The organism is Bacillus sp. FSL R9-9497 (assembly GCF_038005805.1).
GTDB classification, from domain to species: domain Bacteria; phylum Bacillota; class Bacilli; order Bacillales; family Bacillaceae_G; genus Bacillus_A; species Bacillus_A cereus.
Genome location: NZ_JBBOTY010000001.1, coordinates 4,003,312 through 4,017,328 on the forward strand (window position 1 = coordinate 4,003,312; position 14,017 = coordinate 4,017,328).

Here is a 14,017-nt window from a genome sequence, read left to right on the forward strand (position 1 = left end):
TTCATTCACCCCTTCACTCTTCCTCGTAGTTGTAGTATGGTTATTGAATTTTTTTCTAATACAATTTTTTCATAAAAAAACATCTGCACCATTTCGGTACAGATGTTTTTTACTTATGCCTTTTTCTTAAATAAGTTTGCAATACTTAATGCAAGCCCTCCCCAAATGACTACTATTCCAATAACCATCATCATAATTGCTGATCCACTCATTATGAAACACCTCGATCTTTCCATTCTTTTTCAAGCTTGGCAGAATCCGAATGTATTTGTGCATTCCATTTCTTTAGACTAATAATTAGCGCAACAATAAGGAAGGCTGCTGCTATCGACCAACCATACGTTACAACAAACTCAGTCGGATAATCTCCATAATTCTTTTTAATATTTTGGATTGTACCATCAATTAGCATATACCCTAACATAAGCGGAGTAATAACGAGTAAACTCACTCTCCAAAACGTTCCTAATTTAATATCAGATACAAAGTTTGCATGATTTTGATAAACTGGTAAACGACGTAAAATGAGCCCTATCGTCACTACTTCCGCAAGTGCAATTGTAATTAATCCGAAATTATTAGCGAAATAGTCGACAACATCTAAGAACATAAGCCCACCACGTGTTGCAAATACAAGAGAAACTAACACGAGAAGGGTTCCCATAATTCCAATGGTTTTTTCCCGACTTAAACTGAATTTTTCAGATACAGCGGCAAAACATACTTCCGCGAGTGAAATAAGTGATGTGATTCCAGCAACCGTTAGCGATAAGAAAAATAATACACCAAACAACGGTGACATCGGCAATTCATTAATAATTTGCGGAAATACTACGAACGCAAGCCCAACGCCAGCACTTGCTACTTTATCAACCGGTACTCCCATATTATTCGCCATAAATCCAAGAGCTGCAAAGACCCCAATACCTGCTAATAATTCAAATCCTGAGTTTGCAAATCCAGTAATAAAGGCATTATTTGTTGTATCCGAGGTTTTCGGTAAATAACTAGAATACGTAATCATAATTCCAAATGCTAAAGATAAACTAAAGAATATTTGACCATAAGCAGCAAGCCATACTTTCCCATCAAAAATACGACTCCAATCTGGTTTAAAGAATGCATCTAGTCCTTGCATAGCACCTTCCATCGTCACTGCACGAACGACGATAATAAGGAACATAACAACTAATAAAGGAATAAATATACGGTTAACAACTTCTATTCCTTTTTTAACTCCTTTAAATGCAACGCCAAGTACAATAATCCAAACGAGAGCTAATGGAATTAATACTTCCGGTACAAGTCCTCCAAATTGCCCTGGCTTATCTGCAACATGTAAGTACTCTTTAAATAAAAATGATTGCGTGTCTTTTCCCCATGCTCCAGTAATTGCAAAGTATGTATACGATATAGACCAAGCAATAATCACTGCATAATATGTTGAAACGATAAATGTTACGCACATTTGCCACCATCCAATAAATTCGGCACGCGGGCTAATACGGAAAAATGTAAGTGGTGCTGAACCACGATGACGATGACCAAGGGCAAACTCAAACGCTAACAATGAAATACCAGTCGTTAATAATGCAAATAAGTACGGTAAAAAGAATGCTCCTCCTCCATTTTCATACGCTGTATAAGGAAAACGCCATATGTTTCCTAATCCAACGGCAGATCCGACCGCTGCAAAAATAAATCCAGCTCTCGTTCCCCATTGTTGCCTCGTTTCCATGTTTCCTTCCCCCTTTATGACAAGTTCATACTTGGATTATATTTTAAATTGACTAAATTATCAATAAATTCTGTTAATTTTTACGAAAATTAACATCTCTCTCCTATTAACGGCATAAAAAAATCGAATAGACAATTATTCGTCTATTCGATCTTTCATCTGTTTTAATATTTTCTTTTCAAGTCTTGAAACTTGTACTTGCGAAATGCCTATGCGCTCTGCTACTTCTGACTGTGTTTGATCTTTATAGTAACGCAAGTATACAATTAAGCGCTCTCGTTCATCTAGTTCTCTAATCGCTTCTTTTAAAGCAATTTTATCGAACCATTTCGTTTCAGATTGATCTGCAATTTGATCTAAAATAGTGATTGGATCTCCATCGTTTTCATATACAGTTTCATGTATAGACGAAGGGGCCCGGCTCGCTTCTTGTGCTAGAACAACTTCCTCTGGCGTTAGTTCTAGTGCCTCTGCCACTTCATTAATCGTTGGAGCCCTTCCGAATTCTTTCGAAAGCTCATCTCTCATCTTTCGAATTTTGTTTCCTGTTTCTTTTAAAGACCTACTAACTTTCACTGATCCATCATCACGTAAGAAACGTTGTATTTCACCAATAATCATTGGAACTGCATATGTTGAAAATTTCACGTCGAAAGATAAATCAAATTTATCTACCGATTTCAAGAGCCCAATACATCCAATTTGAAATAGGTCGTCTGGTTCGTATCCTCGATTAAGAAACCGCTGTACAACCGACCAAACGAGGCGCATATTACTTTGAACGATTGTATCTCTCGCTTGTTGATCTCCATCTTGACTTTTTTGAATTAACGCTTTTAGCTCGTGGTCCTTTAACTGAGGTTTCTTCTTCTCATTTTTGACCTCTATGTCCATAGGCTATTCTCCTTAATTGCATAGAGCGTTACTATTTGATAAGTATTTTGTCAAATGGATTGTTGTCCCGAAAGATTCGTTTGAAATAACTTCTACTTCATCCATAAAATTTTCCATGATAGTAAATCCCATTCCGGAACGCTCTAATTCAGGTTTAGTTGTAAAAAGGGGTTGTCTCGCTTCATCTAAGTTAAAGATTCCAATCCCTTCATCTCGAATCGTGAGTTTCACCATTGCTTCTTCCAAAATTACAGAAATATAAACAATACCTTCTGCATTTCCTTCGTATCCATGAATAATTGCATTTGTAACCGCTTCTGACACAACTGTTTTAATCTCCGTTAATTCTTCCATCGTTGGATCTAGTTGTGCAATGAAAGCCGCTACTGTAACGCGAGCGAACGATTCATTTTGACTTAATGCTGAAAATTGAAGGTTCATTTCATTTCTCATCTATGCCACCCCCAACGTCGCGAGCGCGTGCGCTTCACTTTCTTCTAAGCGAACGATTTTGAATAAGCCCGACATTTCAAATAAACGCTTAACAGGCGGTGAAATTGCACAAACAACCATTTCTCCACCTAATCCCTTTACGTGTTTATATCGGCCTAATATAACACCTAGACCAGAACTATCCATAAAAGATAAGTTCTCTAGGCTCAAAACAATATGATGAACACCATGTGTCTCAATCATATCTGTTACTTTCGTTCGCAACTCTTCAGCCGTATGATGATCTAATTCACCCTCTAGTCTCACACATAGGACGTCACGTTTTACTTCTAATTGCATGGAAAGACTCACACGATTTCCTCCTTATGCTCAAACTTTACTTATTCACATACATAAAGATTTTCGTGATACAAAATAAGAATCCTTCCTGCTGACAAAAGAAGAACTATTTCGTCATAAAGTGAAACCTTTCAGCATTATTCACTTACATACGAATAGAAAAGCGGCAAAATATTTGCCGCTATTTTGATGTTGAAAACATCCCAAAACTTCTTTTAAATAACTCCCACCAGCTCGCTGCAGCAACATCTTCTTTTGCTACAATTGTTTGTTTTAATAAAACATCTTTATCTTTTTTAATAACAAGTGTACCAAGCGCGTCACCTTTTTTAATCGGTGCTTTTACTTTCTTTTCAGCAATTACTTCTTGTTTTACCTTGTCCATATTCTCGCCCTTCTTCATAAGAAGAGAAACATTATCTGATGCAACTAAATCTACTTTTTCTTTTTTCCCTTTCCCTACTTGAACTGTCTTAATTTTTTCGCCGCGCGTATACAATTTCTTTGTCATATATTGACCAAATGCGTAGTCAAGAAGCTTCGTCACTTGGTTGTTCCGTTCTTTTGATGTTGGTGCTCCCATGACAACTGAAATGACACGCATGCCATTTTTTTCAGCCGATGCTGTTAAACAATATTTCGCTTCTGTCGTAAAACCTGTTTTTACTCCATCTACGCCAGGATAAAAACGTACTAGCTTATTCGTATTAACGAGCCAAAACTTTTTATCCGTATCTTCACGTAAATAATCTTCGTACTTACCTGTGTATTTACGAATAAGTGGATACTTCATCAATTCTCTCGCCATTATAGCCATATCATTTGCTGTCGAATAATGGTCTTTGGCCGGAAGACCTGTTGGGTTTTGAAAATGTGTATTTTTCAGCCCTAGATCTTTCGCCTTTTTGTTCATCATATTTACAAATCCTTCTTCTGAACCTGCGATATGCTCGGCTACTGCAACAGATGCGTCATTTCCAGATGCAATTGCAATACCCTTTAACATCTCGTTTACAGTCATCTCTTCCCCAGGTTCTAAAAAGATTTGCGATCCACCCATTGAAGCTGCATGTTCGCTCGCTCTAACTTTATCGGTCAGTTTTAGTTTTCCTTTTTCAACTTGTTCCATAATTAAAAGCATTGTCATAATCTTTGTCATACTAGCAGGTGGTAATTTTTCATTTGGGTTTTTATCAAATAAAACTTTACCTGTATCTTGCTCAATTACGATTGCTGACGACGCTTGTTCCGCTAACTTCGGTGTTGTTTCTTCTGTTTTCTCCTGCTTCGTTTTCTCAGATTGTGCGAAACTCACTGAAGTTCCAGAAAGCAATAACATGAAACAAACAAGTATTCCAAAAACTCGCTTCATGACTAACCCTCCATTCTATATCAGACCTATTTTTTCCAATTTACCTTTTTTTAATACCAAATTTTTCTAAAATTTTCAGTTGACAAATACATTCGTCCCCTATATTGTATTAAGTGTATTGCACACAGTAGTACACTTAATACATATGAGGAAGGAGACATTGCTCTTGCATATTCAACTTGACCCAAGAAGCAACACTCCGATATGGGAACAAATTGTTCAAAATATAAAAGAACTCGTATTGAAAAACATGTTGGCTCCAAGTGATAAACTTCCTTCTGTACGCGAACTCGCTTCTTTACTCGTTATAAATCCAAATACAGTGAGTAAAGCGTATCAAGAGTTAGAGCGACAAGGAATTATTGAAACGTTACGAGGAAAAGGAACATTTGTATCCCAATCGATTACCCCAACATTAGACGAAAGGAAAATCGCTATGGTTGAAAAGCAATTTCATCAATTACTATTAGAAGCCTCTTATCTTGGTATTACGAAAGATAAAATTCATGATTGGATAGATTCATACTATAAAGAGATTGGAGGGAATACGGATGTTGAAAGTGACAAGCTTGAAGAAAACAATTGATAATCAAACAATTTTAGACGATGTTTCTTTTACATTGCAAAGAGGGAGTATCATCGGATTACTCGGAAGAAATGGCGCGGGAAAAACAACTTTATTGCGAACGATGGTCGGTATTTTAGACCCAGACGAGGGAACTGTTACATATGAGGATATCGACATCCATAAAAATCCTGAAACGAAACAAAAAATCGTATATGTTCCGGATTCTACTAACATGCTGAACGGTTATACAGTAAAAGAAATCGTGAAGTTTTATAAATCAGTTTATACAGCATTTGATGAACCATATTTCTATGAACTACTAGAACATTTCAACTTACCAAATAAACGAATTCGTAGTTATTCAAAAGGAATGAAAGCACTGCTCGCCATCATTTTAGCCGTTTCTACAAAGGCAGAATATATCATTTTAGATGAACCGACAAATGGACTTGATCCTATCGTGAAAAGGAAAATTTTACAGTTTCTCGTTGGAGAAGTTGCAGAAAAAGAGATTACCATTTTCATCTCCACTCACCATTTAGATGAAGTAGAACAAATTGCAGATACAATTATTATATTAAAAGGCCATACTATCTCGTCTATTACATCACTAGACGATGCAAAATCACGATTTGCTAAAATACAAGTTGCTTATGAACGTTCACTACCTCAAAAACTAGAAAACTTAAGCAATATTAAAATATTAAATCAAACAGGAAAAGTATATACAATCTTAATCGAAGGAAATGTGGCAGCTACATTAGAAAAGTTTCATAAAGAACAGCCACTGCTCATTGAAGAATTAGCCATGTCGCTCGAAGATATTTTTATCACAACGTTTGAGGAGGATTCGCATGTTTCATAAAGCTTTATGGATAAGGCAATGGAAGCAAGGAAAATATATAATTCTATTATTTTGGTTAATTAGTTTATATCAACTACCTTATAAATATTATCAAGAAGCGCAAATGCAGCTAAAACAATCAAAAATGAAGTTTGATGACTATGCATATTACTACTCCTACTATTTTCACGCATCTGATGGTGCCGTCCTCTTTCAAGGAGTTACTCTTATTGCACTTGCTTGTCTTTTAATTGGGTGGGAACGTAACAATCAATCAACTGATTTTCTCTTCTCAATGCCTTTTAAACGAAAAGATATTTTTTTAACAAAATGGTGGCTTGGTGTTTTGAATATTATTACAGTGCAAATTGTTTGCTGGCTTAGCATGTACGGAATAAAGAACATGTCGTTTCACAATGAGTATCAAATCTTTACTCCGTTCTATAGTTACTTTCTATATGCTACGGTTGTACTTATCGCTATTTATACATTCACCTTATTTATCGGAACCATTACTGGACATATATTCTCTCAAAGTAGTTTAGCTATCATTCTATTATTTTTACCATACGGTTTTGGATTGTTAATTTCCGGATTCATTTATTCCCATACACAATGGTCTTTAGATGCAATGGGAGAAATAGAGCAACGTACTCATGAGTACTTGCAACATATAGATATCATTTCACCATTAGAATCTTTTTCTATTACTTATGATTACCACCCGATAGAAACATTTGATAACTATGGCAATAAACTTTCTAGTGTACCACAGGACAATCCAATGGAGCATACTTTTGTACCTTCTCCTTGGACACTATTAACACCATCTGCTTACATCATTATCTTTTTATCAATGGCAACCTTTCTATACACACGTACACCAAACGAACAAAACGGAAAAATACTATTGTTTCCTAACTTGCAAAAATGGTTCATGATTTGCACTGTTCTATGCTTCGGACTGCTTGGCGGTAGAATATTAGGTGGACGAGATGCACTTCTGTCTTATTATGTTGGATTTTTCCTATTCGCTATCATAAGTTACTTCATTTTTACACGTCTATTAAAATTGAAGTTTGCTTTTGGAGGGAAATAAACATACATTAAGGTGATGAATACATGTTTCAAAAAGCATTATAGATGTGAAACTATAAAAACGGAACAATGGCATTAATAGAAGCTGACAAAAGAAAGATGTTATGAATTATTTAACTCTTATATGAACTAAATAAAAAGGCATTGCACAAGAGCAATGCTTTTTATTATATATGTCCCTATCTAAATAAAGAGGTTATTTCACATTCTCTCTCCTATCCCCATACACCATCTCTTCTTTCATCCCAAATCCATCACCATTTTGCACAATTTGCTCTGTCGGTGCAACTACACTTTCAGCAATTTTCCATTCCCCACGCTCTTTCACAAATACTTGTAGAAAATAGTTCATGCCATCTAGTTGATATGCATTTTCTTTTTTCACATTATAGTGAATCGCAATGTAGTATACTTGAATGTTTTCTTTTCCTGCTTTTGATACGTATTGCGATAATCTCGGTATATAGAGGGCCGCTTTCTGAAAAGGTAGTTGTTTCGCTTTAACAAGCGATGAACTTGTTACATTACGTAATGTGTCCTGATTACGAATATTATCGCTATGGTGGAATAATACTGCGTTTTGCATAGAACGAACCCATAATTTCGAATATAAGACTGTATTATCGGTTTCAATGTACTTCACTTCTTTTCGTACCACTTGGATAGGCGTATCTGCGTACGTAAATGTTTGAAAATAGAAAAAACCAACAAATAAAATGGTAAGTGCAGCAATATATTTCATAATCTTTCCTCCGATCTTTTAATTAAAGTATCGGAGTTTCAAAATATTTTTATTCAAAAGAAAAAGGATAGGAATGCTTTCGCTTCCTATCCTCATTTATTATAATACGCGGCCAAATAGTTCTAAGACCATTTCTATTTCTTGGTCGCTCCAACCTTTAAATCTCTCTTTATAATATTCTTTACGCACAGCTTCAAGTTTTTCAGTTACTTCTCTTCCGTGCTCTGTAATTTCTAAGTACACGATTCGACGATCTGAATTAGAACGTTTTCTTTCTACTAATCCTTTTCGTACGAGACGATCTGTAACAGCTGTAATATGACTGGAGGTTACGTTTACTTCACTCGCAATTTGCGAAGCCATCTGTGGACTCTTTAAAAATAACGCACGTAATACAGAAAATTCATTATATGGCATATGTTCTGCAAAACGTGTATTAATATCATTTTGTAATAAACGTATCATTTTTCGAAATGATGCAGATAAATCTAAAATCAGCGTTTCTCTTTTTTCGTTCAATAGCCTCGTCCCTTTTTTATCATATTTACACATATTATAATCTATAAATACCTATGTTGTACATGCTTTCTTTCCTCAACATTCTCATTTATGTAACTTTTTTCATATAAATTTCTTTTTTGTTCACACATATACATATAAAAAGGATGGTGATGGAAAATGCAGGGTGGAATGAATCCTTATTTACACAACGTACGCACAGCTAATACTGGTAAAGAAGCTACTATTACTGTACAAGGCGAAGGCGTTGTCAAAGCAAAACCGAATGTTGTCATATTAACGCTTGGCATTCGAACAGATGATAAAAATGTAAAACAGGCTCAAGAAGAAAATGCAGTGCAGTCCAAACAATTGCTGGATGCACTTAAACAGCTTGGTATTGCCGATAAAGATATAGAAACGATTTCTTATACGATTACTCCTCAATACGAATATGTAAATGATAAAGCATTGCTACAAGGATACCGTGTGGAGCATTTGTATGAAATTACCGTTTTAAATGTACAAAAAGCTGGGGAAGTATATGATATAGCCGTTTCAAATGGCGCAAATGTAGCAAAAGGTTTACGTTTCCGAGTATCTCATCCAAATAAATATTATGAGCAAGCTCTCATTCAAGCTCTGCACCAAGCAGTAGAAAAAGCTCGTGCTATTGCGAGTACATATAATTTAAATATTAATCCTGTTCCCCTCTCATTCGTTGAAGAATCTGCCCAATTACCACGGGAGGTTACGTCTTATGCTACTTTACATGCGCAAGCAGCCCCGCCCATTCAATCGGGTGAATTAGAAATCATTTCATCCATACGGGCTATTTTTACGTATTTATAACGAATTCTCTTTACAAGTAAACGTTATCATTTTACTTGTTGTAAAAACATGATGTTCTGATATAATAAAGAACGGTGAGCTCTTACAAAAGAGATATCACGGGTGGGAGAGGGATATGAAAAAGAAGGTTTAACATGAAAGGAATACTTGAAAGAACATTTAAATTAGGTTTACACGAAACATCACCAAAACAAGAAGTTTTAGCTGGAGTTACGTCATTTTTCACAATCGTATATATTATGATTGTAAATGCGTCAATCTTATCAGATGCTGGCATTCCTCTTGAAGCTGGAATTTTAGCAACTGTTTTTAGTTCATTTGTCGGATGTCTACTCATGGCATTTTGGGCAAATGCACCTGCTATTCTTGTCCCGGGTATGGGTGTAAATGCATTCTTCACGTACACAGCTGTGCATACGCTTGGACTAACTTGGCAAGAAGCATTGGCTGCTGTCTTTATCTCTGGTATTATTTTTGCAATTGCCGCTTTTACACCAATCGCTCGCGTGCTATCAGTATCAATTCCAAAGTCATTAAAGGAAGCGATTACTGTCGGCATCGGATTATTTTTAGCGTTTATCGGATTGCAAAAAGGTGGTTTAGTCGTTTCGAACCCAAATACTGCTGTGGCAATGGGGAAATTAAGTAATCCTGTCGTTCTTGCGACATTACTTACTCTTATCATTGCACTTGTATTATTTATTCGTAACGTACGTGGAAACTTTTTATGGACGATTGCAATAGGAACTGGTATCGCCTGGCTATTTGGTCTTGTGGATACTAGTCAAGTGGGAAATAGTTCATTCTCATTCGCCAATTACGGTGATGTGTTTGGAGCTATGTCATTTGGGAAACTTTCTTCCTTACCATTTTGGATTGCAACATTCTCTTTAAGCATGGTGCTTATTTTTGAGAACATGGGACTTCTGCACGGTTTATTAGAAGATGATCGTAAATTCCCACGTGCTTACCAAGCCAATGCAATTTCAGCAATGACATGTGGTCTATTTGGCACAAGTCCTACCGTTTCAACAGTAGAAAGTGCCGCAGGTATTACTGCAGGTGGTAAGACAGGTCTGACGTCTATCGTTACTGGGTTGCTATTTTTTGCATCACTGTTTGCTCTTCCATTTGTCAAATTAATTCCTGATAGTGCCATTGCACCCATCTTAATTATTATTGGCGGTCTGATGATTACAAGCATTCAACAAATTCCTCTGAATGATTTTTCAGAAGGATTTCCAGCATTCTTAATTATCGTTATGATCCCGCTCACATATAGTATCGCTGATGGCATTGCGTTCGGATTTATTGCTTACCCTATCTTAAAAGTTGCTCTTGGAAAGCGTAAAGAAGTCGCACCATCTATGTATATCATTACATGCTTATTCTTAGCTATGTTTGTATTACATGCTATTGGTTAAAAAAACACCGAGGAAATCCTCGGTGTTTTTTTTACTTAAACCATCCTTTTTTATAAAACCAGGCCATCATTCCGCCGCCAATTAGTGCCATAATAAGTAGACAAATAAAATAACTATATTGTCCACCAAGCTCTGGCATATGCGTAAAGTTCATTCCATATACTCCCGCAATAAATGTTAATGGCATGAAAATAGTCGAGAATACAGTTAATGTTTTCATAATGTTATTCATATGATGTGAGTTTAATGAAAAATAACTATCCCGAATATCTGCTGTTAACTCTCGGCTTGCCTCAATCATTTCTGTTAGTTTAAGCAAATGATCATGTATATCTTTAAAGTAAATTTCATGATCGCTTATACCGTAAAAACGAGTCGAATTTAAAATACGATATAATAAATCACGCATCGGAATAATTGTACGCCTTAGCTTTGATAAATCTGCACGTATATCAAATACCTCTTCTAATACACTTCCTGCTGTCTCCCCCGTTAAATTATCATCAATTGCATTTAAATGATCCTCAATGTAATATACAGGCGCAAAATAGTCATCTACAATTTGGTCGATAATTGTATGAGCTACGTGTAAAGGACTATTTTTAATACGCTTCTTTTCTCCAAGTGTTTTCCATACTCTTTCGATTGCATTGTTATGAGAAAAGTGGAAAGAAACAATATAACGATCACTAATAAATAAATCGATTTCGTGCGGTTCTAGTCCATCTTCCCCAAATGCATGAAGAACTAAAAAGTTATATCCATCATAAAAATCAACTTTTGGCCTCTGTACATATTCTATACAGTCTTCAATTGCAAGGGGATGGAACTTAAAATGGTCTTGCAGAATATATGTATACTCTTCTTTCGTTGGCTTATATAAATCTAGCCAATACCATACAATATGGTCTTTCTTTGTTTCTTCTAGCGAAACATCATATAATACTTCATCTGTTTTTGTTACTGCACAAATTCTAATCATAATTTCACCCATTATTATTATAAACAAAAAATAGTAAAAAAAGCCAAGGAGAAATCTCCTCAGCTTTTTTTATTACTTCGTTACGATACTGTGTACTAAAGTTGGTGCATCTACATGTTCTTTAGAGATCTTCATGTTCTCATAAATTTTCGCTTTTACATCTTCAACATTTTCGCGGTTTGCGTAAATTGTAACAAGGGATTCACCTTGCTTCACGCTATCGCCTACTTTTTTGCGCAGCATTAGACCAACTGCTAAATCAATTTCAGACTCTTTCGTTGCACGTCCTGCTCCTAAAAGCATTGCTGCTGTTCCGATTTCGTCTGCAACGATTTCTGATACATATCCGTCTTCTTTCGCTTCCACTTCAATTTTAAATTGTGCTTGTGGCAATTTAGAAGGATCATCAACAACAGATGCGTCGCCGCCTTGCGCTGATAAGAACGTTTTAAATGATTCTAGCGCTTTTCCGTTGTTCATTACTTCAATTAGCTTTTCACGTGCATCTTCTAAAGATGAAGCTTGTCCAGCAAGGTACACCATTTGACTTCCAAGTGTTAAACATAACTCTTCTAAATCTTTCGGCCCTTTACCTTGTAATGTATCAATTGCTTCTTGTACTTCTAGTGCGTTACCAATAGCTTCACCAAGTGGTTGACTCATATCCGAAATAACTGCCATCGTGTTACGACCAACGTTATTACCGATACGTACCATTGCTTCTGCTAAACGTTTTGCATCTTCATCCGTTTTCATAAATGCACCTGCTCCAGTTTTTACATCAAGAACAATTGCATCTGCACCAGCAGCAATTTTTTTACTCATAATCGAACTTGCAATAAGCGGAATTGAGTTTACTGTTGCTGTTACATCACGAAGTGCATATAACTTTTTATCAGCAGGTGTTAAGTTACCACTTTGGCCGATAACTGCGATTTTGTTTTCATTTACAAGACGCATGAATTCATCGTTTTCAATTTCCACATGGAATCCTGGGACTGCTTCTAATTTATCAATTGTACCACCAGTATGTCCTAAACCGCGTCCAGACATTTTCGCTACTGGTACATCTAAAGCAGCTACTAATGGACCTAATACAAGTGTCGTTGTATCACCAACACCACCTGTTGAATGCTTATCTACTTTTACACCTTCAATAGCTGATAAGTCGATTGTATCACCGCTATTTACCATTGCCATCGTTAAATCAGCACGCTCTTGATCGTTCATATCTTGGAAGAAAATTGCCATTGCAAGTGAACTTACTTGATAATCAGGAATATCACCATTTGTATATCCTTCAACAATAAAGTTAATTTCTTCTGTCGTTAATGCATGTCCGTCACGTTTTTTTGCAATTAGATCCACCATTCTCATTGTGAGGTCACCCCTTCATTTGTTTTACGATTGCTTTTACTAATGCTAAGAAGTTCGCTTTAACACGTTCTGTCGTTTCAATTACTTCATCGTGGTGAAGTGGCTGATCTAAAATACCAGCTGCCATATTTGAAATACAAGAAATACCTAATACTTTCATACCAGCATGACGCGCTACAATTACTTCAGGTACTGTTGACATACCAACTGCATCTCCGCCAAGTGTACGAAGCATACGAATTTCAGCAGGTGTTTCATATACAGGACCTGTCATTCCTACGTATACACCTTCTTGTACTTTAATATTTAAGTCTGCTGCAACTTGTTTCGCCATTTCGCGAAGTTCTACCGTATATGACGTAGACATATCAGGGAAACGTACGCCCATTTCAGAATCATTTGGTCCGATTAATGGATTCGTACCCATGAAGTTAATGTGGTCTGAGATTAACATAAGATCGCCTGGCTCAAATGATGTATTTACACCACCAGCTGCGTTTGTTACAACAACTGTTTCTACACCTAGTTCTTTCATAACACGAACTGGGAATGTTACTTTTTGCATGTCGTATCCTTCATAGAAGTGGAAACGTCCTTGCATTGCTACTACTGTTACACCTTGAAGTGTACCGAATACTAGTTGACCTGCATGACCTTCTACAGTTGATACTGGGAACTCAGGGATTTCACTGTAAGGTACTGTTACTGCGTTCTCAATTTCGTCTGCTAATACACCTAGTCCTGATCCAAGGATTAGTCCTACTTGTGGTGTCTCTTGAAATTTCTCTTTTAAGTATGAAGCTGATTTTGTAATAAGTTCACGATTCATTTGTTTA

General features: G+C 36.2%; 16 protein-coding genes. 5 read left to right on the forward strand and 11 right to left on the reverse strand.

The annotated features are described in order from the left end of the window. Positions 1-113: 113 nt before the first annotated feature. The 6 genes from MKY21_RS20515 to dacF all read right to left on the reverse strand — a co-directional run bounded on the left by MKY21_RS20515 (position 114) and on the right by dacF (position 4,796). A complete protein-coding gene (locus MKY21_RS20515; RefSeq protein ID WP_000016826.1) occupies positions 114-212 on the reverse strand; it encodes a methionine/alanine import family NSS transporter small subunit in 99 nt (32 codons plus the stop codon). Next, positions 212-1,738, reverse strand: coding sequence for a sodium-dependent transporter (locus tag MKY21_RS20520; protein ID WP_053512800.1), 1,527 nt, complete (start codon positions 1,736-1,738; stop codon positions 212-214). The genes MKY21_RS20515 and MKY21_RS20520 overlap by 1 nt, the downstream gene beginning before the upstream one ends. Positions 1,739-1,873: 135 nt before the next feature. Further along, positions 1,874-2,632 (reverse strand): RNA polymerase sporulation sigma factor SigF, encoded by a 759-nt coding sequence (sigF, locus tag MKY21_RS20525; RefSeq protein WP_000350729.1) that lies wholly within the window; start codon positions 2,630-2,632, stop codon positions 1,874-1,876. Between the two features lie 12 nt (positions 2,633-2,644). Beyond that, positions 2,645-3,085 (reverse strand): anti-sigma F factor, encoded by a 441-nt coding sequence (gene spoIIAB, locus MKY21_RS20530; RefSeq protein WP_001243398.1) that lies wholly within the window; start codon positions 3,083-3,085, stop codon positions 2,645-2,647. Then, entirely contained in the window at positions 3,086-3,436 is a 351-nt protein-coding gene (spoIIAA, locus tag MKY21_RS20535; protein WP_000059135.1) for an anti-sigma F factor antagonist, read from the reverse strand. It lies immediately after the preceding gene. Positions 3,437-3,605: 169 nt separating this feature from the next. After that, on the reverse strand, positions 3,606-4,796 hold the full coding sequence (gene dacF / locus MKY21_RS20540; RefSeq protein ID WP_000831998.1) for a serine-type D-Ala-D-Ala carboxypeptidase DacF: 1,191 nt from the start codon (positions 4,794-4,796) through the stop codon (positions 3,606-3,608). A gap of 166 nt (positions 4,797-4,962) precedes the next feature. On the opposite strand from dacF, the gene MKY21_RS20545 reads away from it, so the two are divergent. From MKY21_RS20545 to MKY21_RS20555, 3 genes are read left to right on the forward strand one after another with little or no spacing between them, the layout of a single operon-like run. Next, on the forward strand, positions 4,963-5,382 hold the full coding sequence (locus tag MKY21_RS20545; protein ID WP_000548027.1) for a GntR family transcriptional regulator: 420 nt from the start codon (positions 4,963-4,965) through the stop codon (positions 5,380-5,382). After that, positions 5,348-6,229: an ABC transporter ATP-binding protein gene (locus MKY21_RS20550; protein WP_098536729.1), complete on the forward strand. Its 882-nt coding sequence runs from the start codon at positions 5,348-5,350 to the stop codon at positions 6,227-6,229. The genes MKY21_RS20545 and MKY21_RS20550 overlap by 35 nt, the downstream gene beginning before the upstream one ends. Beyond that, positions 6,219-7,307 (forward strand): ABC transporter permease subunit, encoded by a 1,089-nt coding sequence (locus tag MKY21_RS20555; RefSeq protein ID WP_000468501.1) that lies wholly within the window; start codon positions 6,219-6,221, stop codon positions 7,305-7,307. Before MKY21_RS20550 ends, MKY21_RS20555 begins: the two co-directional genes overlap by 11 nt. Before the next feature lie 195 nt (positions 7,308-7,502). Here MKY21_RS20555 and MKY21_RS20560 read toward each other — a convergent pair whose 3' ends face one another. After that, positions 7,503-8,048 carry a hypothetical protein gene (locus tag MKY21_RS20560; RefSeq protein ID WP_137074502.1) on the reverse strand — a complete coding sequence of 182 codons (546 nt, stop codon included), beginning with the start codon at positions 8,046-8,048 and terminating at the stop codon, positions 7,503-7,505. 99 nt (positions 8,049-8,147) lie between these two features. After that, positions 8,148-8,567, reverse strand: coding sequence for a MarR family winged helix-turn-helix transcriptional regulator (locus tag MKY21_RS20565; RefSeq protein ID WP_001003305.1), 420 nt, complete (start codon positions 8,565-8,567; stop codon positions 8,148-8,150). Positions 8,568-8,726: 159 nt separating this feature from the next. Here MKY21_RS20565 and MKY21_RS20570 point away from each other — a divergent pair, with 159 nt between their 5' ends. Continuing rightward, a complete protein-coding gene (locus MKY21_RS20570; RefSeq protein ID WP_001161448.1) occupies positions 8,727-9,398 on the forward strand; it encodes an SIMPL domain-containing protein in 672 nt (223 codons plus the stop codon). A gap of 134 nt (positions 9,399-9,532) precedes the next feature. Continuing rightward, a complete protein-coding gene (locus MKY21_RS20575; RefSeq protein WP_000676240.1) occupies positions 9,533-10,822 on the forward strand; it encodes an NCS2 family permease in 1,290 nt (429 codons plus the stop codon). 31 nt (positions 10,823-10,853) lie between these two features. On the opposite strand, the gene corA is transcribed toward MKY21_RS20575, so the two are convergent. Genes corA through MKY21_RS20590 form a run of 3 tightly spaced genes read right to left on the reverse strand, consistent with a single transcriptional unit; the run spans position 10,854 to position 14,010 of the window. After that, entirely contained in the window at positions 10,854-11,816 is a 963-nt protein-coding gene (gene corA / locus MKY21_RS20580) for a magnesium/cobalt transporter CorA (protein ID WP_002000765.1), read from the reverse strand. 60 nt (positions 11,817-11,876) lie between these two features. Continuing rightward, positions 11,877-13,181, reverse strand: a complete 1,305-nt coding sequence (locus MKY21_RS20585; RefSeq protein ID WP_001243071.1) for a pyrimidine-nucleoside phosphorylase — start codon at positions 13,179-13,181, stop codon at positions 11,877-11,879. Positions 13,182-13,188: 7 nt separating this feature from the next. Next, a complete protein-coding gene (locus tag MKY21_RS20590; protein WP_001078446.1) occupies positions 13,189-14,010 on the reverse strand; it encodes a purine-nucleoside phosphorylase in 822 nt (273 codons plus the stop codon). Positions 14,011-14,017 lie beyond the last annotated feature (7 nt).